General features: G+C 64.4%; 22 protein-coding genes. 4 read left to right on the top strand and 18 right to left on the bottom strand.

Going from position 1 to position 21,141, the window contains the following annotated elements; all coding sequences use genetic code 11:
* Positions 1-108: 108 nt before the first annotated feature.
* Entirely contained in the window at positions 109-1,344 is a 1,236-nt protein-coding gene (locus PMN64_RS00735; protein ID WP_411779250.1) for a cytochrome P450, read from the top strand.
* Positions 1,345-1,429: 85 nt separating this feature from the next.
* Here PMN64_RS00735 and PMN64_RS00730 read toward each other — a convergent pair whose 3' ends face one another.
* Entirely contained in the window at positions 1,430-2,242 is an 813-nt protein-coding gene (locus PMN64_RS00730) for a response regulator (RefSeq protein WP_016847263.1), read from the bottom strand.
* A gap of 270 nt (positions 2,243-2,512) precedes the next feature.
* Here PMN64_RS00730 and PMN64_RS00725 point away from each other — a divergent pair, with 270 nt between their 5' ends.
* Both PMN64_RS00725 and PMN64_RS00720 read left to right on the top strand, forming a co-directional pair.
* Positions 2,513-2,716 (top strand): NepR family anti-sigma factor, encoded by a 204-nt coding sequence (locus tag PMN64_RS00725; RefSeq protein ID WP_018269610.1) that lies wholly within the window; start codon positions 2,513-2,515, stop codon positions 2,714-2,716.
* On the top strand, positions 2,716-3,264 hold the full coding sequence (locus PMN64_RS00720) for a sigma-70 family RNA polymerase sigma factor (RefSeq protein WP_016847265.1): 549 nt from the start codon (positions 2,716-2,718) through the stop codon (positions 3,262-3,264). Before PMN64_RS00725 ends, PMN64_RS00720 begins: the two co-directional genes overlap by 1 nt.
* 88 nt (positions 3,265-3,352) lie before the next feature.
* Here the strand turns inward: PMN64_RS00720 and PMN64_RS00715 are convergent, their stop codons facing one another.
* Positions 3,353-6,262 carry an EAL domain-containing protein gene (locus PMN64_RS00715; protein ID WP_411779248.1) on the bottom strand — a complete coding sequence of 970 codons (2,910 nt, stop codon included), beginning with the start codon at positions 6,260-6,262 and terminating at the stop codon, positions 3,353-3,355.
* A 216-nt stretch (positions 6,263-6,478) separates the two neighbouring features.
* Between PMN64_RS00715 and PMN64_RS00710 the strand changes: the two genes are divergently transcribed.
* Positions 6,479-6,844: a methylamine utilization protein gene (locus tag PMN64_RS00710; RefSeq protein WP_411779247.1), complete on the top strand. Its 366-nt coding sequence runs from the start codon at positions 6,479-6,481 to the stop codon at positions 6,842-6,844.
* Positions 6,845-6,864: 20 nt separating this feature from the next.
* On the opposite strand, the gene PMN64_RS00705 is transcribed toward PMN64_RS00710, so the two are convergent.
* From PMN64_RS00705 to urtC, 16 genes are all read right to left on the bottom strand, one after another.
* Positions 6,865-7,848, bottom strand: coding sequence for a hypothetical protein (locus PMN64_RS00705; RefSeq protein WP_411779246.1), 984 nt, complete (start codon positions 7,846-7,848; stop codon positions 6,865-6,867).
* A 504-nt stretch (positions 7,849-8,352) separates the two neighbouring features.
* Positions 8,353-9,381, bottom strand: a complete 1,029-nt coding sequence (locus PMN64_RS00700; RefSeq protein WP_051003091.1) for a cytochrome-c peroxidase — start codon at positions 9,379-9,381, stop codon at positions 8,353-8,355.
* 178 nt (positions 9,382-9,559) lie between these two features.
* Positions 9,560-11,221 (bottom strand): HWE histidine kinase domain-containing protein, encoded by a 1,662-nt coding sequence (locus PMN64_RS00695; RefSeq protein ID WP_411779245.1) that lies wholly within the window; start codon positions 11,219-11,221, stop codon positions 9,560-9,562.
* A gap of 415 nt (positions 11,222-11,636) precedes the next feature.
* Positions 11,637-12,278 (bottom strand): urease accessory protein UreG, encoded by a 642-nt coding sequence (ureG, locus tag PMN64_RS00690; RefSeq protein ID WP_411779244.1) that lies wholly within the window; start codon positions 12,276-12,278, stop codon positions 11,637-11,639.
* 183 nt (positions 12,279-12,461) lie between these two features.
* On the bottom strand, positions 12,462-13,199 hold the full coding sequence (locus PMN64_RS00685) for an urease accessory protein UreF (protein ID WP_411779344.1): 738 nt from the start codon (positions 13,197-13,199) through the stop codon (positions 12,462-12,464).
* Positions 13,180-13,800, bottom strand: coding sequence for an urease accessory protein UreE (locus tag PMN64_RS00680; protein WP_411779243.1), 621 nt, complete (start codon positions 13,798-13,800; stop codon positions 13,180-13,182). The genes PMN64_RS00685 and PMN64_RS00680 overlap by 20 nt, the downstream gene beginning before the upstream one ends.
* Positions 13,801-13,807: 7 nt before the next feature.
* A complete protein-coding gene (locus tag PMN64_RS00675) occupies positions 13,808-14,107 on the bottom strand; it encodes a putative quinol monooxygenase (protein WP_028342270.1) in 300 nt (99 codons plus the stop codon).
* 24 nt (positions 14,108-14,131) lie between these two features.
* The gene (locus tag PMN64_RS00670) at positions 14,132-14,431 is read right to left on the bottom strand and encodes a putative quinol monooxygenase (RefSeq protein ID WP_024581875.1); all 300 of its coding nucleotides are present in this window, start codon (positions 14,429-14,431) and stop codon (positions 14,132-14,134) included.
* Between the two features lie 48 nt (positions 14,432-14,479).
* Entirely contained in the window at positions 14,480-16,195 is a 1,716-nt protein-coding gene (gene ureC, locus PMN64_RS00665) for an urease subunit alpha (protein WP_411779242.1), read from the bottom strand.
* Between the two features lies 1 nt (position 16,196).
* Positions 16,197-16,751, bottom strand: coding sequence for an HD domain-containing protein (locus tag PMN64_RS00660; RefSeq protein WP_411779241.1), 555 nt, complete (start codon positions 16,749-16,751; stop codon positions 16,197-16,199).
* 4 nt (positions 16,752-16,755) lie between these two features.
* Positions 16,756-17,061: an urease subunit beta gene (locus PMN64_RS00655; protein WP_028334688.1), complete on the bottom strand. Its 306-nt coding sequence runs from the start codon at positions 17,059-17,061 to the stop codon at positions 16,756-16,758.
* 9 nt (positions 17,062-17,070) lie between these two features.
* The gene (locus PMN64_RS00650; RefSeq protein ID WP_304498472.1) at positions 17,071-17,373 is read right to left on the bottom strand and encodes an urease subunit gamma; all 303 of its coding nucleotides are present in this window, start codon (positions 17,371-17,373) and stop codon (positions 17,071-17,073) included.
* 28 nt (positions 17,374-17,401) lie between these two features.
* On the bottom strand, positions 17,402-18,238 hold the full coding sequence (locus tag PMN64_RS00645) for an urease accessory protein UreD (RefSeq protein ID WP_411779240.1): 837 nt from the start codon (positions 18,236-18,238) through the stop codon (positions 17,402-17,404).
* 49 nt (positions 18,239-18,287) lie between these two features.
* Positions 18,288-18,983, bottom strand: a complete 696-nt coding sequence (gene urtE / locus PMN64_RS00640; protein ID WP_024581870.1) for an urea ABC transporter ATP-binding subunit UrtE — start codon at positions 18,981-18,983, stop codon at positions 18,288-18,290.
* Positions 18,984-18,987: 4 nt separating this feature from the next.
* On the bottom strand, positions 18,988-19,749 hold the full coding sequence (gene urtD / locus PMN64_RS00635) for an urea ABC transporter ATP-binding protein UrtD (protein ID WP_016842654.1): 762 nt from the start codon (positions 19,747-19,749) through the stop codon (positions 18,988-18,990).
* 4 nt (positions 19,750-19,753) lie between these two features.
* A complete protein-coding gene (gene urtC, locus PMN64_RS00630) occupies positions 19,754-20,923 on the bottom strand; it encodes an urea ABC transporter permease subunit UrtC (RefSeq protein ID WP_168858008.1) in 1,170 nt (389 codons plus the stop codon).
* Positions 20,924-21,141 lie beyond the last annotated feature (218 nt).

The following is a 21,141-nucleotide window of genomic DNA, read 5'->3' as shown; positions in this document are numbered from 1 at the left end:
CGCCTCGCGCCTCCATGCCGCGCACCCGCCCCGATGGCAACCCCGCCCTTGCAATATGCAAGTTAATTGACTATGGTCAATTAACTAATGACAAGACGGGAGGATCCGATGAGCACCCATGTGAGCCCAGTTGCGAGCTCCCTTGCGAGCCCCCTTGCAGGCGAAATTGTCCGCAGCGATTTCGATCCGTTCAGCGCGGCGACGCGGGCCGATCCCTACGGCACCTATGCGGAGCTGCGTGCCGCGGCACCGGTCGTCCGCCTGACCAAATATGACATCTGGGCGGTGCCGCGCTTTGCCGAGGTCAAGACGATCTTCGGAGACCATGTCAATTTCAGCAACGCCGGCGGCGCGGGGCTTGCGAACCACTTCAAGGAAAAGCCGTGGCGGCCGCCAAGCATCGTGCTGGAAGCCGATCCGCCGCTGCACACGCGAACCCGCGCGGTGCTGGCGCGGATCCTCTCGCCCGGCGCGATGCGGCGGCTTGCCGATGACTTCAAGGCGACGGCGACGCGGCTGATCGACGGGCTGGTCGAACGCGGATCGTGTGACGCCATCAAGGACATCGCCGAGGTGTTTCCGGTCAGCGTGTTTCCCGACGCGCTCGGCATCGACCAGGAGGGCCGCGAGAACTTCCTGACCTATGGCGCGATGGTGTTCGCCGGCTTCGGGCCCGAGAACGACTATTTTCGCGATCTGATGCAGCAGGCACCCCGCGTGCTGCCCTGGGTCGCGGCGCGCTGCCAGCGCGAGGCGCTGCGCCCGGGCAGTTTTGGCGCGCTGGTCTATGAGGCGGCCGACGCTGGCGAGATCAGCGCGGAGGAAGCGCCGCTGCTGGTGCGTTCGCTGCTCTCGGCCGGGCTCGACACCACGATCAGCGCGATCGGCATGGCGCTGTACACGCTTGCATGCCATCCCGAGCAATGGTCGCTGCTTGCAGCCGATCCGTCGTTGTCGCGCGCGGCATTCGACGAGACCCTGCGCTTCGATTCACCGGCGCCGTTCGTGTTCCGCACCACGCCGCATGACACCGAGATTGCAGGCGTCAGGATCGGCAAGCACGAGAAGGTGCTGCTGCTGCTCGCCTCCGCCAACCGCGACCAGACGCGCTGGGAGCATGCCGACCGGTTCGACGTCAGACGGCGGCTCTCCGGACATATGGGCTTCGGCGTCGGCATCCACGGCTGTGTCGGGCAGATGGTGGCGCGGCTGGAAGCCGAGGCCGTGATCACAGCGCTCGCCAGCCGCGTCAAGCAGCTCGAGATTGCAGGCCCCACAGCCTTCCGCGACAGCTCGGGCCTGCGGGCGCTCAGCACAATGCCGGTCCGCGTGACGCCGAAGTAACGTCGCTATCGAAGACTTGCTCAAAAAAAGACCGGCGTACCTTTCGGCACGCCGGCCTGGATTTGGACGCTTGCGTAAATTCAGCTCATGCCGACGCCGCGCGCGGCGTGCGGTTGCGCGAGTTGCGCTGGAAGAACAGCGCCTGGCTCGCCACCGCCGACACCATCGCCGGCTGGAACGGCTTTGAGATCAGGAATGCCGGCTCCGGCCGCTCGCCGGTCAGGAAGCGCTCGGGATAGGCGGTGATGAATACCACCGGCACCTCGAAGGTCCGCAGCAACTCGTTCACGGCATCGAGGCCCGACGAGCCGTCGGCGAGCTGGATATCGGCGAGGATCAGGCCGGGCTTCTTGTTCTTGGCGAGCGCCACCGCATCGGAATGCGTGCGCGCAACGCCGATGACGTTGTGGCCGAGATTCTTCACCAGGCTCTCGAGGTCCATGGCGATGAAGGTCTCGTCCTCGATGATCAGGACGTCGGTGGCGATCTCGGCGGCCATCTCGCGGCCGGCGGCATCGGTCAGCTTGCGCGTCTCGGCGATGTCGGTGCCGAGAATGTAGCCGACCTCCTCCTCCGAAAAGCCCTCCAGCGACAGCAGCAGGAAGGCCTGGCGCGGCAGCGGCGTGATGTTGGACAGCCGCCGCTCCGGCGGCAGCGACAGCGTCGCTACGTCGGCATTGTCGTTGTTGTTCACCGACACCGAATTCCAGATCTGGGTGAACAGCCGAAACAGGCCGGCGCGCGGCCCGTGGGTCTGGTCCAGCAACGATCCATCCTGCAACAGGGCCTCGAGCATGGCCCCGACATAGGCGTCCCCCGACGCCTGATTTCCGGTCAGTGCGCGAGCGTAACGGCGCAACAGCGGAAGGTGTTCGGCAACGATCTGCGATCGGGACATTCCCACTCCATCCTTGTTCGTGAGGCCTGGTGGCCTGAAACCCGTTGTCTGGGGGCGCCAGAATCCAGTTCTGGGGCGCCCCCGGTTCCCCTGCATGCCCGACTACGCGCGAAAGCCGAAAAAGTTCCACGAAATAGTTCCAGCATTCCGGAACTTTCTGCGCAACTTCGCATTAGCTCCTGACCGACGAGGCAACGCGGCCAGCCTCCTTTTTCGAGGAAACGACTTGGAAATCAGAGACTTAACTCCCGGGGAAGCGTGGATCACATCATGAAGGAAGTAAAGAAGCAGGGCGGTCTCAACGCCGAGATTCAATCGAGAATCGGCCACCAGCTTCGCGCCATGTACGATGACGTGGTGCGGCAGGGCGTACCCGACCGCTTTGCGGAGCTGATCCGCAAACTCGACGGGCCGGAGGCAGCGGCGGCGGCCGTCGCCGGGGGCGATACCGACAAGAACAATGGAGGGGACTAATGCCTCTCACGAATGAACTTCGCGACGATATCCTTGCGTCGGTCCCGAGCCTGCGCGCGTTCGCGATCTCACTGTCCGGTAATGGTGACCGCGCCGACGATCTGGTGCAGGAGACCCTGCTGCGCGCGATCGCCAACATCGACTCGTTTCAGCCCGGCTCGAACCTCCCCGCGTGGCTGTTCACCATCCTGCGCAACCTGTTTCGCTCCGACTACCGGAAGCGGCGGCGCGAGGTGGAGGATGCCGAGGGCAATTATGCCAAGACGCTGAAGAGCCAGCCTTCGCAGGCGGCGCATCTGGAGTTCGAGGAATTCCGCGCCGCGCTCGAAAAGCTGCCGCAGGACCAGCGCGAGGCGCTGATTCTGGTCGGCGCGTCCGGCTTCTCCTACGAGGATGCCGCGGCGATCTGCGGCTGCGCGGTCGGCACCATCAAGAGCCGCGTCAACCGCGCGCGATCGAAGCTCTCCGCGCTGCTTTATGTCGACAGCGCCGAGGATTTCGGCCCCGACAACACCGTGCGCGCCGTGATCGGCGGCAATGGCGGCTAAGCGCGACCACAACGATAAATGAGAAAAGGCGGCCCGCGGGCCGCCTTTTTATATCGACCTGCAAGGCCCGGTGACGCTCAGCGCGCCATCAGCTGGCCATCGCCGTCTTGACGGAGGCCGGCTTGAAGCCGTTTCTCAATTCGAGGATCTTGGCCGCGATTTCGGTCACCGGGACCGGATGACTGAGCAGGAAGCCCTGCGCCTCGTTGCAGCCTTCGGCCCGCATATGATCCAGCTGCTCGACGGTCTCGATGCCCTCCGCGATCGTGGTCATGCCGAGGCTTCTGCCGAGGCTGATGACGGCGCGGACGATCGACTTCGATCCATGCGTCGCGGTCGCGTCGCGCACGAAGGATTTGTCGATCTTGAGCTTGTCGAACGGGAAGCTGCGCAGATAGCTCAGCGACGAATAGCCGGTACCGAAATCATCGAGCGCGATGCGCAGCCCCTGCGCCTTCAGCTTGTGCAGCGTTGCAAGCGTCTCGTTGCTGTTCGCGAGGAACACGGACTCGGTGATTTCGAGCTCCAGCCGGCGCGGCGACAATTTTGACGCCGCGAGCGCGTTGACAACGACGTCGATGAAGTCGGCATCACGAAACTGGACCGCGGAAACGTTGACCGCGAGCTTCATCTCGCCGGGCCAGGTCGTCGCCTGTTCGCAGGCGCGATTGAGCACCCATTCTCCCAGCGGGCCGATCAGGCCGATCTCTTCCGCGATCGGGATGAACTGGTCCGGCGACACCAGCCCGCGCTTGGGGTGATGCCAGCGCAGCAGCGCCTCGAAGCCGCAGATGCGGTCGAGATGGAGATCGTAGAGCGGCTGGTAGAACAACGAGAACTCGTCCTTGGCCATCGCCTCGCGAAGGTCGAGCTCGATCGCCCGTCGCCGCTGCAGGCTGGCGTCCATCGCAGGCTCGAAGAAGCGCCAGGTGCCGCGGCCTTCCATCTTGGCGCGGTACAAGGCGACGTCGGCGTTCTTCAGCAGCTTCTCGCCGGTGGTGCCGTCGCCCGGCGACATCGAGATGCCGACGCTGCATCCGACGACGACGCGATGCCCGTTCAGCTCGTAGGGCGCACCCACGCATTCCACGATGCGGCGCGCGAGGCGCTCGGCCTCGTCTCCGCCCTGGACGCCACACTGGATGACCGCGAACTCGTCGCCGCCCAAACGTGCGACGGTGTCGACCTCACGGACGCAGGCGTTGAGCCGGTCCGCGACCGCACACAGCAATTCGTCGCCGACCGGATGCCCGAGCGTGTCGTTGACCTGCTTGAAATTATCGAGATCGAGGCAGAACACCGCGAAGCCGAGTCCGCGGCCGACCTGCGCAACCGCCAGCTCGATCCGTTCGGCCAGCAACGTCCGGTTCGGCAGCTTGGTCAGCGCATCGTGCCGGGCCATGAACGCGATCTGCGATTCCGCCCGTTGCTGTTCGGTGACGTCCTCGCAGGTGACGAGCCAGCCGCCATCGGATGTCGGCCGTTGCGCGATCGCAATGATCCGTCCATCGCTGAGATGCTGCAGATAGTTGCCGTCGTGCTGGGCCATCGACCGCTCGCGCTCCGCCAGCAGGTCGGTGACGGTCCGCTCCCCGTGATTGCCCGCGGCGATGCTCAGGTCGAGCACCTCCTCCATGGTCATTCCGGGAACGACAAGCTCCGGCGATATATCGAAGATCTCACAGAACCGGCGGTTGGCGACCTGCAGCCGCGCCTCGCTGTTGTAGAGGCACAAGCCTTGCGACATGTGCGTGAGCGCCGCGTCGAGCCGCAGATTGGTTTCATGCAGCTCCGCCTTCTGCTGCTTCAGCGCGGAGATGTCGCTGTAGACGAGAACGACGCCGCCCTCCTGCGTCTCGCTGCGGCTGACGCGCAGCCAGCGTCCATCCGCAAGCTGCGCCTCGCTCGCAAAGCCGTCGATGTCACCATCGGCGGGCGCCAGCCTGGCGGCATCGAGCGGATGCGACTGCAGAAGCTGCGGCGAGAGACGGATGAATTCACTCGCGCGCGAGTTGGCCAGCGCGACCTGGCCGTCAGCGTCGAGCAGCACGACGCCCTCACGCGACGTTTCAAGCGCATCGGAAAGCCGTGCCTGCGCCGAGCGGCGTTGCGATACCTCTTGATTGACCATCCGCCGGATGTTGTCACGCATCGTTTCCATGGCGGTCAGAAGGGTGCCAAGCTCGTCGGTACCGCCCTTGGGGATGGTCGCGTCGAGGTCGCCGCCGGCAATGCTTCGCGCGGCCCGCGACGCGATCGCGACCGGTCCGATAATGCGCCGCGCCAGCAGCCACGAAAACAGGGCCGACAGAAACAGCGCGACGGTCAGCCCGGCGACGTTGAGCTGCAAGTCCCGCTTGATCGTCGAGAGCGCCTTCTGCCGGAACAGAAAGCCATCGCCGGCCGTATAGTTGACCAGCAGCTCGACCTGCTGGCTGACGATCTTGGAGTAGCGATCGACATCGCCGACCGTCGCACCTGGTGCGCGCAGATCAGCCACCGCGCTTCCCTCTGTGGACGATCCGATCGCGCGTCGGTGCAGCGCCATCCAGGCGTCGGCGGCTTCCTGAACCTTTGCGGCGGCTTGCGCGGCGCGCGAGGATTGCGACCGATCGGCAGCAATCGCCAAATCTTCCGAGAGCGTCTTCGCGAGCTTTTCAATCTGGCCATCGAGATTGGCGCGGATCTCCGGATCCGTGGTCAGCAGGCGCTGCGACGAGGCGACCCGCATCGTGGCGAAATCCGCACCGGCCGCGCGTGCATAGTTGATCGACATCAGGGATTCGTCGAACGTCTTGGCCACCAGATCGCCGGCATGGCGGATGCCGAGGATGGAGTACCCGCCGAGGGCGACCGCAACGGCGCTCATCGCAAGGCAAAAAATCAGGATCTGGCTGCGGATCGAACCCTTGGTCAGGGCAAGACGCGAAAGGCGGCCGGTTGCGAACCGGAAGGCCGCACCGCTCTTTACTTTGAGGTTGCCAAATAGGCTGTCCATGCCCGCGTTTCGCCGTAGTGCTCGATACTCAGCTACGCAGAAACGCGCAGCACTGCGGAAAATAACTGTCTGCTCAAAATTGCCTTAGTAGTGACTGGAACTCATGCTGAAATCGTTAAGATCAGCTGGCGATAATCACCCTTGCAGGTAATCCGGGAGCCACACTTGCAGCCCGGGATAGCCGATATTTGGTGTTCGAGGTTCAGCGGGGGTCTCATGCAGTCAGGCTTGTTGCGCGCTTTGCGCCTGGGCCAGTTCGGCCGCCTGCCATTTGCGGCGGCGATCGTCACTGGAGCGCTTGCGGGAGCCGCTTTGGGCGCAGCCCCTTATGTCATTTCGCAGAAGGATCGTGAATTCAAACCCGCGCAGATCTCGATCAAGCGGGGTGAGATTTTACGATTCGTTAACGATGACGGTGAACTGCTGCATCACGCTTATTTGAGCACCGATACATTCAGTTTCGACTCGGGCGACCAGCAGCCGGGCAGCAAGTTCGATGTCACCTTCTCGGTGCCCGGCGACTACACCGTGCTGTGCGGCATTCATCCGAAGATGAAGCTTGCCGTCCACGTCGCCAAATAGCCGCGCCAGGCGGCGGCGATCTACAGGACCGACGTCTTGAAGATCGCGGCGTGGCCGAAATAGTAGACGAACAAGGTCACCGACAGCGCGGCGCAGAGCGCGACCGGGGCAAGCCACGGCGCACGGCGGTCGCGCGGCAACACCTTGTTGTCGGCGACAATCGCAAGCAGGACAGCGATGATCGCCGAGTGTCCGATCGTGTCGATCTTGCCGAATTCGAAGCATGCGCTGATGAACATCCCCGTCAGCACCGTGGCGGCGCAGCGCCGGATCAGCGGCGTCCAGATCAAGGCAAAGGCGAGCGTGAATTCCACCATGCCGGCAGCGCGCATGTAGAACTCGTTGTCGAAGCCCAGCGTCATCGCGGAATGCTCGATCAGCAGCGGGAAGCTCCACTCCGGATAGGCCCATTTTTCGACCGAGGCCCACATCAACGTCACCGCGGCGGCGTAGCGCATCACGTCGATCGGCCGGATTCCGAACAGATCCTTGTTCAGCCCGACGAGCGCAAGATAGGCGGCAACACCGAGAAAGATCGGGTAATCGGCGAGGTGAAAGACACCGTAGTCGCGCACGCCGATCCCGAACAGGACCACCATCCCCGCCGCCGACAGCGGCAGCGTGCGGCGTGACAGCATCCCGGCAGCGATCGCAAGCTGCAGCGCGCCCACGAACGGCGACGTCGTCTTCAGCTCGGGCGTCAGCAGGATGCCGCCCACGGCCCAGATCGAGATGAAGAAGAACGCGCATACGGCGCGCATCATCAATTCGGTGCGCAGCCGCAGTCCCTCGGTGACGCGGTCCATCACCCGGATCGTGGCATCACCCAGCGAGGTGGGCTCGATCAGGCAACCCGCAAACAGCCAGAAAATGGCGACGCCGAGCAGCAGCTCGAAATCCAGGCAAAGAACATTCTCGAGTCCGCGGGGTTGACCGGCGACATCGTAAGCACAGAACCATTTGACATGTGCCTCGGCACTGCGCGCGGCTACGACACAAAACAAAACCGCTGCAAGGCACGTGGCGAAAAAGGAGCGCACCGCCGAGACGGTATCTCGCGCCCATCCACTAAACATTGAACCAACCGCCCACACACTTAAGGACTTGTTTAACTTATATCAAATTTTACGCTTTGCGCCTGCCGGGACACCCCGTGGTTGCATTGTGGTTAATCATGGCAGGCGAGCCCCCGGCCTGTCCCTTAATGCAGTCTTTACAGCCGGTTCCCTCAAATTTTAGCTAATTCCGGCACGGGAGCTCAATTCAACTGTCGTAGTGAAATCCGGACAAAATCGGATCGGGAGGCCGGTACAGTGTTCGGAGCGTTGAGCGTCGTAAGTATCGGGGTGGGGTCGGCCCTCGCCTACATGACAAGATCATCCGCTGCGCGCGCAGCGACACTCGAGACCTGCGCGGGCGCATTCGTGATCGTCGGGCTTGGCCTGCTGGGCGCGGCGCTGCCGCACCTGTCCTGAACGAACCTCGTTCTGAGCCGCGTTGGGCCGAGGTCAGCGCGGCAGTTTGGGGACTCCTGCCACCGGCGGGGCCGTTGCGGTCAGGGTTTGCAGGAAGGCGATGAGGTCGTTCTTCTCGCCTGCCGTCAGGGACAGCGGCTTGATGTCGGGCGATCGGCTCGGCCGATCGATCCCGCCCTTGTTGTAAAGCTCGATGACATCTTCCAGCGTCGCCACCGATCCGTCGTGCATATAGGGCGCGCGGCGCGCGACGTCGCGCAATGTCGGCGTCTTGAACGCATATTTCAGCTTCGCCGAGGTCGGAAAGAAACGGCCGCGCCCGATGTCATGGCCCTTGGCGGTACCGATATCCTGGAAGGATCCGTCGGAAAACGACGGGCCGCTGTGGCAGGCCGAGCAACGCGCCTTGCCGTTGAAAAGCTCAAAGCCGTGCTGGGCCGACTTGCTGATGGCGGTATCGTCGCCCTTGATCCAACGGTCGAACGGAGCCTCGCCTGCGATGATGGAGCGCTCGAAGGTCGCTAATGACGCCTCGATCCTCGGCCGCGTGATCGCGCCGTCTCCGAACGCGTGGGTGAAGGCATCGACATAGCCGGGGATCGCCGACAGTCGCGCGATCAATTCCGGCTCGGTCATGTTCAGGTTCGCCGGACTGAGGATCGGCCCGAACGCGACGGATTCCAGATCCTTGAACTTGCCGTCCCATCCCAGCGGCTCGAAGAAGGCCACATCGATCAATGTCGGCGAGCGGATCGGCAGGCCCTTGGGATCCTCACCGATGGCGCGTGGAAGGCCGTCGGCCCATGAAAGGGATGGCCTGTGGCAGCTCGCGCAGGAGTGCGTCTTTGACCTCGACAGCAGCGGATCGAAGAACAGCAGCTGCCCAAGGGTGGATTTCGCCTCCGAATAGGGATTGCTGCTCGGGAACGGAACGACGTCCGGCCGCCGATAGCTGGCACGGATTGTCGCAGGGTCGCCCGGCGCCGTCGCCGGGGTCAAGGCAAGCGACAGCCCTACCGGCAAAACTGCCGCGAGCAAGGTCAGGCTGACCCAAAGCCTCATCGGGGTCCTCAGACGGTATCCTGCTCGGTATATGCCCAAGCAAGTTCAACGAAGTTTTAACAAACGGTTGCGGCCTATTACGGATACCGGGCATTGGTCACGATGACGCGGGGCCTGCGCGCGCGCCTGATTTCGATCAATCCGCGCGGTGGTCTGGTCACACAACCTGAGGCAGCCGCTACTTCTTCACCGGGCGCAGCGGCGCGGAGAACTGTTCGGTGCGGTCGCGCTCGGTCATGTCGACGACGGTGTCCATCGGCGCGGTCAGCTCATAGACATAGGAGACGTCGGTGAAGTAGCGCTTCGCGGTGCCGCCGAGCGCCTCGGGCGCGACACGGTCGAGCAGGATCAGGCCGAAGTCACTGTCGACCCGCCGCGTCGCCTGGCTGGTGTTGAACTCCTCCCAGCGGAAATGGAAGACCGCGTCGGCATCCTCGCCGACGACCTCCCAATTGGCGACGATGTGCGGGTGCTTGCCGACCAGCGACAGCCCTTCGTCGGAATGCGAGGCGAGCTCGAAGAACAGCAGCGACAGCGATTGCGCGGCGCGGGCGCTGACGGTGATGTCGGGACCGTTCACCGCGATCCGGTCGGCATGCGGGATCGAGCGCGATTCGAACAGGCCCTTCAGCTTGACGCCCTGCCACTGGCTCTCGCTGAGCAGCGTGACGACGTTCGACATCGCATGGATGCGCCCGATCAGGAGCTCGCGCGCGACGTCGATATCGGCGCCGTGCCGCAGCGTGCGGGTCACGATCGACTGGATCACCGCGAGGATGTTCTTGACGCGATGGTTGAGCTCGTCGATCACGGCGGTCAACCGGCGCTCGAAGCCGATGCGGACCTCGATCTCGCGGCTGAGGCGCAAATTGTTGTAGGCGACATATCCGAACAGGCCGCAGACGATACCGGTCAGCGCGAGGCCGATCGCCGCGACGATGGTCGCGGTCTGCTGCGCACGCACCGTGGCGTTGCTCTTGGCGTAATAGTCGAGCGACCAGTCACGGCCGCCGAACGTCACCGTGCGCACCATCGACGGCAGCGGGCCGTCCTGGCGTACCGCGCGCGAGGTGACGATGCCCTGCTCGTTGGCGGTGAACTCGTCATTCGAATCGCGCGGGTCCTTCAGCGCCACCGCGAACAGCGAGCTGTCGTCGTTGGTCAGCATCAGCGACGACAACTCATAGGAGAAGGTGATGAAGCCGGCCGGCTCGGATGCGCCCTCCTGGAACACCGGCGCGGCGAGCACGACCCCGACCGGGCCGTTCTGCCGCAACAGCGGCACCGGGTCGGAGGCCACCGGCTTGGCGTTGGCCATCGCCCGCGCCAGCATCGGACCCACCACCGAGTGGCGGTCGAAGGCGCGGCCCGGAATGCTCAATGTCTCCGGATTGCGCGGCTCGACGTCCATCAGCACGTTGATCGGCTTGTCGAGCGCCCTGAGGTCGAGCGCCTGGTCGTCGAAATCCCGGATGGTCGGATTGGTGAAGCCGTTGGCCTTCAGCTCGGCCTCCGCCGCGGCGAGCTCGTCCGGCTTGAGCCGCGCGATCCAGGCGGCGACGACGAAATCGGTCTTGAAGGCGTAGATCGCCGAGCGCAGCGGCTGCAGCATGTTGGCCTTCACCATCGACGGCGCCCGGAACAGCCCCGAGGCGACCCGCGCCAGCAGCTCGCGCTCGGTCAGGCGGTCCTGCACCAGGCTGGCATGGACGTCGATCGCCCGCGCCAGCGCGATGCCGTCGATCGCGAGCTCCTGATCGTGCACCCGATAGGCGGCAAGACCGGAGAGCAGAACTCCGATCAGCGCAATCAAGGCAACGATGAAGCCCAGTCGAACCACACGCTTACTCGGCAATCAGGGGGTGGCGAAAGGGGACGGAAGGCATCTGGCTTCTGCGAGGGCGGCGACAAATCAGGATGCGATGAAAGCCCGCCGCAAAGTAATATGGAATAGCGATCATCGGTCCGCAACAGGAGCCGGTCGGCAACATTAACGACGACGCCACCCGGCGGTCTTTGGCGGCGCCAACGGTTGCTAATCGTCAAAGTTGGAAATTGTTCCGGCTATTGCGCAGCTTTTTTGCGGCGGGCGTGATCGGCCAATGAATCACCCCGTCATCCTGAGGTGCGAGCGGAGCGAGCCTCGAAGGATGCACGGCCCCGCTGGTGGCCGTCGATCCTTCGAGACGCGCTACGCGCTCCTCAGGATGACGGGCAGGCTGCTGACGCAAGCGGCTGCCACAATGATTAACGCGCTACCTCGCCCTGCCCGCCTTGCCCTGCGACCGAAGGCCGCCCTTGGTCTCGATGAAGCTGATGATGCGATCGAGGCCGTCGCTCTTCTTCAGGTTGGTCATGACGAAGGGCCGCTCGCCGCGCATCCGCCTGGCGTCGGTGTCCATCTTCTCGAGCGACGCACCGACATGGGGTGCGAGATCGATCTTGTTGATCACCAGGAGGTCGGATCGCGTGATGCCGGGGCCGCCCTTGGAGGGGATCTTGTCGCCGGCGGCAACGTCGATGACGTAGATCGTCAGATCAGCCAATTCCGGCGAGAAGGTCGCCGCCAGATTGTCGCCGCCGGATTCGATCAGCACCAGATCGAGGTTGGGGAATTTCGCCCGCATGTCGGCGACCGCGGCGAGATTCATCGAAGCGTCCTCGCGGATCGCAGTGTGCGGACAGCCGCCGGTCTCGACACCAGCGATGCGGTCCGGCGTCAGCGAGCCGGAGCGCACCAGAAACTCGGCATCCCATTTGGTGTAGATGTCGTTGGTGATCGCGGCGATGTCGTAGCGCTCGCGCATCGATTTGCAGAGCAGGTCCATCAGCGCGGTCTTGCCGGAGCCGACCGGACCGCCGACGCCGACGCGAAGTGGGCCGTGGGAAGTGGGCATATCAATCCATCCATCGTCGTCCCGGCGAAGGCCGGGACCCATTACCACCGAACTGAATTGGTGCGACGCGCTGGGGCCACAGCCCTGCACAACCACAGAAGCCTGTGGTTATGGGTCCCGGCCTTCGCCGGGACGACGGCTGAGGACGCGAACGCGGAACCAGCATCGTCGCTTCATTGCGCCTCATGACCGGAACAGCCTCGTGTATTGCGTCTCGTGACGCAGGCTCGCGAGATCGGCGCGAAAGGTCGCGCTGCCGAGATCGTCGAGCGAGGCCGCGTCGGCCCGCGCCGCGGTCGCGGCCACGACCGGCTCGAGATCGGCCAGCACGCGCTGGCTGTCGGTCTGCCCGAGCGGGATCAGCCGGCTGCCCGCGGAAATCCAGTTCGAGGTCACGGCATGCAGGAAGGCGTGCAGCACAGGCGGAAGCCGAATGCCGTGCGCGGCGCTGACGAGGCCGACTGCGACCGGGTAGACGATCGGTCCGTCGCAAGCCGCGATCATGGCGTCGAGGCCGGGCGAATTCCAGGCGGCACGGGCAATCTCGATGAAGGCGCGCCCCTGCGTCGTGGTTTCAAGCTGCCGCTCGCGCGACGGCACGAAGGCGGCCGCGAGTACGGCAATCTCCTTCAGCCCGGCGGGATCATGCTCAGACGCCGCGCGAAAACTCTGCGCGAGAAACACGGCGTCGCAAAATCCGCTGCCACCGGCGAGCATCGCCGCGAGCCAATCGCGCAGCGACGCGGCGTCCGTGATGTCGCCGGCCTCGACCACCCATTCGATGCCGCTAGAATAGGCGAATGCTCCGACCGGAAAGGACGGCGACAGCCATGTCATCAGCCGGTACAGCGCGGCCACCTCGTCCTCCGCCATCCCGCCGCGCAGCACGGCGGGATCAGGCTCATTTGTGGTCATGAGCATGGGAGTGGTCGTGGTGATGATGGGCATGCTCGCAATGCTCATCATGATGATGGTGGTGGTGGTCGTGGTCAGGCCCATGATCATGGCCATGGTGGTGACCGTGATCATGCGCATGGCTGTGGGCATGATCGTGCCCGGTGTGACCATGCGCGTGCTCGTCGGCATGCGCATGCTCGGCATAGGCGCCGCCCTCGGGATCGAACGGCGCCTCGATCTCGATGACACGGGCCCCTAACCCCTTCACCATCGCCTCGATCACGTGATCCCTGCGGATGCGCAGGCCCTTCGGCATGATCTGGGTCGGCAGATGACGGTTGCCGAGATGCCAGGCGACCCGGATCAGATGATGCGGATCGCTGCCGCGGATTTCCGCGAGCGGCTCGGGAGCTGCGACCACCTCGACGAGGCGGCCGTCCTCCAGCACCAGGGCATCGCCGCCGCGCAGCGCGACGGCGTTTTCGAGATCAAGCAGGAATTCGAGCCCGCGCGTCCCTGACATCACCATCCGCCGCCGGTGCCGGTCGTCGAAATCGAGCACGACGGTGTCGGCTGCCGCTTCCTTCCAGCGATGCTGTCCCAGGACTTTGGTGGCGCGGATCATCGATGCCTCAGAGCTTCTCGACCTTGGCGTCGCTGATGATCTCGATCACCGTCGGCCCGGTCTTCATGTTAGCGGAATATTCGCGCCATACCTTCATGTGCGGCGCCCTGGCATGGCCGTTGAGATCCTCGCGGCTCTCCCAGCGCTCGACCACCACATAGAGGTTGGGATCGTTGACGCTGACATTGCCGTCATAGGAGATGCAGCCCTTCTCCTTGCGGGTCTCGACCGTGCAGGCCTTGTGCCCCTTGATGAAGTCGTCCTTGTTCTCCGGCTTCATGGGCGTGGTGGCGATGACATAGATCATGCTGTTGCTCCCTTTCTTCTTATTTTAGCGGACGTCGACCTTCTCGGGCGTGATCACCTCGATCTTCGGCGGCGCGGCCATGCATTTCACCGCGACCCGGCCGAACGTCTTCATGTGCTCGGCGGTGCGATGCGGCACCAGCGCCTCCGCGTTCTCCCACTGCTCGACGAACACCATCTTGCTGTGGTCGGTCACGCTCTCATGCAGATCGTAGGCGATGTTGCCGGGCTCCTTGCGGGTTTCCTTGATGCAGGCCGTCGCCGCGGCGATGAATTCGGCGCGGGTCTCGGGCTTGATGGTCAGCGTGGCAACGACGTAAATCACGGAAATTCCTCCCGGTTTTCTTTTCTAGGTGAGATACCGGGATGGGTTTTAGAACATAAAATAGCGCTGTGCCATGGGCAGCACGTCGGCCGGCGCGCAGGTCAGCAGCTCGCCGTCTGCGCGTACCTCATAGGTCTCGGGATCGACCTCGATCTCGGGCGTCGCGTCGTTGTGGATCATGCTCTTCTTGGAGATCTTGCCGCGGGTGTTCTGCACCGCATAGAGCTTCTTGGCCGTGCCGAGCTTGCGGGCGAGACCGCCGCTCGCCGCGGCCTTCGAGGTGAACACCACCGAGGACGCGGTGAGCGACTTGCCGAAGGCGGCGAACATCGGCTGGTAATGCACCGGCTGCGGCGTCGGGATCGAGGCGTTGGGATCGCCCATCGGCGCCGCCACGATCGAGCCGCCCTTGATGATGCAGTCCGGCTTGACGCCGAAGAACGCCGGCGACCACAGCACGAGGTCGGCGAGCTTGCCTTTCTCGACCGAGCCAATCAGCTTCGACACGCCGTGCGCGATCGCGGGGTTGATGGTGTATTTGGCGATGTAACGCTTGACGCGGAAATTGTCGTTGTCGTTGCCCTTGTCCTGCGGCAGCGTGCCGCGCTGTTTCTTCATCTTGTCGGCGGTCTGCCAGGTACGGATGATGACTTCCCCGAGCCGCCCCATCGCCTGCGAGTCCGACGAGATCATCGAGAGCGCGCCGAGATCGTGCAGGATGTCCTCGGCGGCGATGGTCTCCTTGCGGATTCGGCTTTCGGCGAAGGCGAGGTCCTCGGCGATCGACGGATCGAGGTGATGGCACACCATCAGCATGTCGAGATGCTCGTCGATGGTGTTGCGCGTGAACGGCCTTGTCGGATTGGTCGAGGACGGCAGCACGTTCTTGAGGCCGGCGACCTTGATGATGTCGGGCGCGTGGCCGCCGCCGGCACCCTCGGTGTGGAAGGCATGGATGGTGCGGCCCTTGAAAGCCTTGATCGTATCCTCGACGAAGCCGGATTCGTTGAGCGTGTCCGAGTGCAGCATCACCTGGACGTCGTAATCGTCGGCCACCGAGAGGCAGGTGTCGATCGCGGACGGCGTGGTGCCCCAATCCTCGTGCAGCTTCAGCGCGCAGGCACCGGCCTTGATCATCTCGACCAGCGCTCCCGGACGCGAGGCATTGCCCTTGCCGGAGATGCCGAGATTGACCGGGAAGGCGTCGAACGACTGGATCATCCGCCCCATGTGCCACGGGCCGGGCGTGCAGGTGGTGGCGAAGGTGCCGTGCGAGGGGCCGGTGCCGCCCCCTAACATCGAGGTGACGCCACTCATCAGTGCGTGCTCGATCTGCTGCGGGCAGATGAAATGGATGTGGCTGTCGAAACCGCCGGCGGTGAGGATCTTGCCCTCGCCCGCGATCACGTCGGTGCCGGGGCCGACGATGATGGTCACGTTGGGCTGGATGTCGGGATTGCCGGCCTTGCCGATCGCCGCGATCATGCCCTCCTTGATCGCGACGTCGGCCTTCACGATGCCCCAGTGATCGACGATCAGCGCGTTGGTGATCACGGTATCCGCCGCGCCCTGCGCGTTGGTCACCTGCGACTGCCCCATGCCGTCGCGGATCACCTTGCCGCCACCGAACTTCACCTCCTCGCCATAGGTGGTGAGATCCTTCTCGACCTCGATGATCAGGTCGGTGTCGGCGAGCCGCACCTTGTCGCCGGTGGTCGGGCCGAACATGTCGGCATAGACGGAACGCTTGATCTTCACGGACATATCAGCCCCCAGTTTCAGCCAGCGCGGCCTTGGCGCGCGCAATCGTGTCGTCGAAAATGCGGTCGAGCCGCGGATTGATGCCCCGGCAACCGGCAACGACCTTGTCGGCCCAGGCCGCATAGTCGGCGAGATCGTCGCGCTCGTCCTTGCTTGGATGCGGCACGATCCGCGCGCCGATATTGCTGATCTTGTCGGCGGCCTTGATCAGCTTTGCACCAGGAGATTTGTGCGGAGCATCCTCGATCTGCTTTTGCCGGCGGGCAGCCTTTGGCAGGCTCATGTCGTCGGTGCATTCGGCCACCAGCGAGGCAACGCGCGCGCTGAACTTTTGCGCGAGCTCCTCGGGCGTGGTCTCGGTGTCCTCGATAGTGTCGTGAAGCCAGCCTGCCGCCACCAGCTCGGCATCGGCGCCATCGGTCACCTGCGCGAGCAGGTTCGCGACCTCGGCGAGATGATTGATGTAAGGCTCGCTGCCTCGCCCCTTGCGCGCCATGCCGTTGTGGCGCCGCGCAGCAAGCTCGGCGGCTTCGGAGACGAGGCGGAGCGCGGGAAGCATGGCGCTACAACTTGCCCTTCACCTCGGCGCGGAAGCCGTAGATCACGCGCTTGCCGGCGAGTGCCACGAGCTGGACGTCGCGGGTCTGGCCGGGTTCGAAGCGGACGGCGGTGCCGGCGGCGATGTCGAGGCGCATGCCGCGGGCCTTCTTGCGGTCGAATTTCAGCGCCGGATTGGTCTCGAAGAAATGGTAGTGCGAGCCGACCTGGATCGGACGGTCGCCGGTGTTGGCGACCGAGAGCGTCACGGTCTTGCGGCCGGCATTGAGTTCGATCTCGCCGTCCTTGATGAAGAGTTCGCCGGGGATCATGTCGCGCTCCTATCGGATCGGCTCGTGCACGGTGACGAGTTTTGTCCCGTCGGGAAATGTCGCTTCCACCTGAATGTCGTGGATCATCTCGGGGATGCCATGCATCACCTGCGCGCGGGTCAGGACCTGGGCGCCGGCCTGCATCAGATCGGCGACGGTGCGGCCATCACGCGCGCCCTCGACGATGAAGTCGGTGATCAACGCGACGGCTTCGGGATGGTTCAGCTTGACGCCGCGCTCGAGCCGACGCCGCGCCACCATGGCCGCCATCGATACCAGGAGCTTGTCCTTTTCGCGGGGAGACAAATTCATGCGAGCACTCTGATCGTTCTTGAAAGGATTAGTTGAGCCACAGCCGCGGCAGCGGGACAGTGGAGGCGCGGCCAAGCACCGTGATCATGTCGGCGCGCAGCCGGGCCGCATCTTGGGCACAGAAGCGGGCCATTGCAAAGCCATTCCAGGCGGAGATGCCGACCTCGCCGCCAAAGCTTTCCGACGCCTCGCGGATGCGCTCGACCAAGGCCTCGTCGCCCGGCACGATCAGCGCCGTACCGATCGCGCAGCCGCCATTGGCAATCGCCGGCCTTGCTAGCTTCTCGCCAATCTCGCCGTCGAGCCTGACGGTCTCGGCAAACACCAGCCTCCCGCCACGCCGCATCCGCCAGCGATCGACAAATTCGCCGTGGCGCATGGTCTCGCCCATCGCGGCGCGGCCGAACACCACGATCTCGCAGAGCAGGAGCGAGGCACCCTCGGCAAGGTCGATGTCGAAGCCGCGGTGAATGCGGGCACGGTCGAACAGGATGGTTTCCTGCGGCAGCCAGGCGAGATGCGCGCCTGCGGCAACGGTCAGCGCGATGTCGAGCCGTGCCGCCGCTGCCGGTGCACGGTAGACTTTCTCAGCCGCCGCCGTGGTCAGCGTCAAACGCGCGCCCTCGCCGGCCGCGATCGCGATCTCGAAGCGATCCCCGCCGGCAATGCCGCCGGCGGTGTTGACGAACATGGCCGAGAGACCGTCGTCCTCCGGCGATGGGAAGCGGACGCGCAGCGAGCCGGACTCATGCAGGTCGCCGCGGCGGGTGGCGCCGTCTTTTAGATGCACGCCGAACCGGACCGCACCCTGGGCGCGGTTTGCCGCAAACGTCGCCGCTGCCGCGCCTGCGATCCCGGTCCGCATTCCACCGACGCTCCCTTCGCGCGCCACGACAGGCGGCGTCACATCCTGTTCACAGCGCCATCTGGCGGCTGATCTCGGCGGGATCGAGGCTTGCGCGGTCGCAGGCATATTTCACCGCACCCCGGTCCATCACGGCAAAACTGTCGCCGAGTTCGCAGGCAAAGTCGAGATATTGTTCGACCAGCACGATCGCGATGTTGCCGAGGTTGCGCAGATAGGAGATGGCGCGGCCGATATCCTTGATGATCGAGGGTTGAATGCCCTCGGTCGGCTCGTCGAGCAGCAGGAGCTTTGGCCGCATCACGAGCGCGCGGCCGATCGCGAGCTGCTGCTGCTGGCCGCCGGAAAGGTCGCCGCCGCGGCGGCCCAGCATGGTCTCCAGCACCGGAAACAGCGAGAACACGTCGTCGGGAATGTTGCGGTCTTCGCGCTTCAGCGGACCGAAGCCGGTCTTGAGGTTTTCCTCCACCGTCAGCAGCGGAAATATCTCGCGGCCCTGCGGCACGAAGCCGATGCCGCGACGCGCCCGCTCATAGGGCTTGAGCGCGGTGATGTCCTTGCCGTCGAAATTGATCGCGCCGGACGCAATCGGATACTGGCCGACCATGGCGCGCAGCAGCGAGGTCTTGCCGACGCCGTTGCGGCCGAGCACGCAGGTGACCTTGCCCGGCTCGGCGGTCAGCGACACGCCGCGCAAGGCCTGCGCCGCACCGTAGTAGAGATTGATGTTGTCGATCTTCAGCATCGCGCTAGCGCCCCAGATACACTTCGACCACCCGCTCGTTCGATGACACCTGGTCGATCGAACCTTCGGCGAGCACCGAGCCCTCATGCAGGCAGGTCACCTTGACGCCGAGCTCGCGCACGAAGGTCATGTCGTGCTCGACCACCATGATGGTGTGGTTCCTGTTGATCTCCTTCAGGAGCTCCGCGGTCAGATGGGTCTCGACATCGGTCATCCCGGCGACCGGCTCGTCGACCAGCAGCACCTTCGGGTCCTGCGCCAGCAACATGCCGATCTCGAGCCACTGCTTCTGGCCGTGCGACAGGCTGCCGGCGAGGCGGTTGCGCGCATCGGTCAAGCGGATGGTCTCGAGCACCTTGTCGATGCGCTCGGACTCGGCCTTGCTGCCGCGCCAGAACAGCGTGCCGCGCACGGAATGATCGACATTGAGCGCGAGCAGGAGATTGTCCTGCACGGTCTGGCTCTCGAACACCGTCGGCTTCTGGAATTTGCGGCCGATGCCGAGCTCGGCGATCCGGGTCTCGTCGAGCCGGGTCAGGTCGACGGTACCGTCGAACAGCACCGTGCCCTCGTCCGGCTTGGTCTTGCCGGTGATGATATCCATCATCGTGGTCTTGCCGGCGCCGTTCGGGCCGATGATGGCGCGCATCTCGCCGGGCTCGAGCGCCAGCGACAGATTGTTGATGGCGTGGAAACCGTCGAACGAGACGTGCACGCCGTCGAGGTAGAGCATGGCCGAAGTGGCGCGGGTATCCATGACGTTCATCTGCCTACTCCGCCGGGTTCGGTGCGCCGATGCCGTCTTCGCGCGCGGCACTCTCGGCGTCGGGTGAGTTGCGCCGCGCTTTCAGCGGCTCCCACCAGGCGTTGAAGGTACCGACGATGCCCTTGGGCAAGAGCAGCGTGACCAGGATGAACAGCGCGCCCAGCATGAACAGCCAGTACGGTGCGAGCGGCCCCGAGGTGAAGAACGTCTTGGCATAGTTGACGACGACGGCGCCGAGCGCCGCGCCGATCAGCGTGCCGCGGCCGCCGACCGCGACCCAGATCACCGCCTCGATCGAGTTGGCGGGCGCGAACTCGCTGGGATTGATGATGCCGACCTGCGGCACGTACAGCGCGCCGGCGACGCCGGCCATGCACGCCGACAGCGTGAACACGAACAGCTTGTAGGATTCGACACGATAGCCAAGGAAGCGGGTCCGGCTTTCGGCGTCACGCACCGCGATCAGGACCTTGCCGAGCTTCGAGGTCACGATCGCGCGGCAGATCAGGAAAGCGATGATCAGCGCAAGGCAGCTCAGCAGGAACAGCGCGGCGCGGGTGCCTTCGGCCTGCACGTTGAAGCCGATGATGTCCTTGAAGTCGGTCAGCCCGTTGTTGCCGCCGAAGCCGAAATCGTTGCGGAAGAACGCCAGCAGCAGCGCGTAGGTCATCGCCTGCGTGATGATCGAGAGATACACGCCGGTGACGCGCGAGCGGAAGGCGAGCCAGCCGAAGCAGAAGGCGAGCAGACCCGGCACCAGCAGCACCATCAGCGCGGCGAACCAGAACTTGTCGAAGCCGTACCAGTACCAGGGCAGCTTGCTCCAGTTCAGGAACACCATGAAGTCGGGCAGGATCGGGTTGCCGTAGACGCCGCGGCTGCCGATCTGGCGCATCAGGTACATCCCCATCGCGTAGCCGCCGAGCGCGAAAAACGCGCCGTGGCCGAGCGAGAGGATGCCGCAATAGCCCCAGATCAGATCGATCGAGAGCGCGAGGATGGCGTAACAGACATATTTGCCCCACAGCGCGACCAGATAAGTCGGCACCTGGAACATCGAGCCCTGCGGCAGCAGCAAGTTCGACAACGGGATCAGCACGCCGATCGCGGCGACGATCAGGACGAACGCGGTCGCCGCGCGGTCGAGCGAACGGGTAAGGATGTGCGGCGTCATCGGCTGACTCCCTTGCCTCTCCCGCTTGCGGGGGAGCGCAGGCCGCCTTGGGCGGCCGTTCTTAGGAGACGCCGAAGCGGAGCTTCGGCTATGGCGCGCATCAGCGCGCGGCGGGTGGGGGTCTCTCCACGTCGGGAGTCTACCGTGTAGAGAGACCCCCACCCCAACCTGTCTCTTATACACAACACCGAGCCCACGAGACTTAGGATATCATCGCA

The sequence above is a fragment of the Bradyrhizobium sp. UFLA01-814 genome (assembly GCF_046718885.1).
GTDB lineage: Bacteria > Pseudomonadota > Alphaproteobacteria > Rhizobiales > Xanthobacteraceae > Bradyrhizobium > Bradyrhizobium elkanii.
The sequence above is the reverse complement of the archived record's forward strand: the minus strand, read 5'-3'. Positions and strand labels throughout refer to the sequence as shown.

Excerpts from the sequence above, each read along its gene's own strand:
- PMN64_RS00710 (WP_411779247.1), top strand. The coding sequence starts at position 6,479 with ATGCAGTCAGGCTTGTTGCGCGCTTTGCGCCTGGGCCAGTTCGGCCGC.
- PMN64_RS00685 (WP_411779344.1), bottom strand. The coding sequence starts at position 13,199 with ATGCTCATGACCACAAATGAGCCTGATCCCGCCGTGCTGCGCGGCGGG.
- PMN64_RS00680 (WP_411779243.1), bottom strand. The coding sequence starts at position 13,800 with ATGATCCGCGCCACCAAAGTCCTGGGACAGCATCGCTGGAAGGAAGCG.
- PMN64_RS00720 (WP_016847265.1), top strand. The coding sequence starts at position 2,716 with ATGCCTCTCACGAATGAACTTCGCGACGATATCCTTGCGTCGGTCCCG.
- PMN64_RS00700 (WP_051003091.1), bottom strand. The coding sequence starts at position 9,381 with ATGAGGCTTTGGGTCAGCCTGACCTTGCTCGCGGCAGTTTTGCCGGTA.
- PMN64_RS00735 (WP_411779250.1), top strand. The coding sequence starts at position 109 with ATGAGCACCCATGTGAGCCCAGTTGCGAGCTCCCTTGCGAGCCCCCTT.
- PMN64_RS00675 (WP_028342270.1), bottom strand. The coding sequence starts at position 14,107 with ATGATCTATGTCATCGCCACCACGCCCATGAAGCCGGAGAACAAGGAC.
- PMN64_RS00655 (WP_028334688.1), bottom strand. The coding sequence starts at position 17,061 with ATGATCCCCGGCGAACTCTTCATCAAGGACGGCGAGATCGAACTCAAT.
- PMN64_RS00715 (WP_411779248.1), bottom strand. The coding sequence starts at position 6,262 with ATGGACAGCCTATTTGGCAACCTCAAAGTAAAGAGCGGTGCGGCCTTC.
- PMN64_RS00730 (WP_016847263.1), bottom strand. The coding sequence starts at position 2,242 with ATGTCCCGATCGCAGATCGTTGCCGAACACCTTCCGCTGTTGCGCCGT.
- ureG (WP_411779244.1), bottom strand. The coding sequence starts at position 12,278 with ATGCCCACTTCCCACGGCCCACTTCGCGTCGGCGTCGGCGGTCCGGTC.
- PMN64_RS00645 (WP_411779240.1), bottom strand. The coding sequence starts at position 18,238 with ATGCGGACCGGGATCGCAGGCGCGGCAGCGGCGACGTTTGCGGCAAAC.
- PMN64_RS00660 (WP_411779241.1), bottom strand. The coding sequence starts at position 16,751 with ATGCTTCCCGCGCTCCGCCTCGTCTCCGAAGCCGCCGAGCTTGCTGCG.
- urtE (WP_024581870.1), bottom strand. The coding sequence starts at position 18,983 with ATGCTGAAGATCGACAACATCAATCTCTACTACGGTGCGGCGCAGGCC.
- ureC (WP_411779242.1), bottom strand. The coding sequence starts at position 16,195 with ATGTCCGTGAAGATCAAGCGTTCCGTCTATGCCGACATGTTCGGCCCG.
- PMN64_RS00650 (WP_304498472.1), bottom strand. The coding sequence starts at position 17,373 with ATGAATTTGTCTCCCCGCGAAAAGGACAAGCTCCTGGTATCGATGGCG.
- urtD (WP_016842654.1), bottom strand. The coding sequence starts at position 19,749 with ATGAACGTCATGGATACCCGCGCCACTTCGGCCATGCTCTACCTCGAC.
- PMN64_RS00725 (WP_018269610.1), top strand. The coding sequence starts at position 2,513 with ATGAAGGAAGTAAAGAAGCAGGGCGGTCTCAACGCCGAGATTCAATCG.
- urtC (WP_168858008.1), bottom strand. The coding sequence starts at position 20,923 with ATGACGCCGCACATCCTTACCCGTTCGCTCGACCGCGCGGCGACCGCG.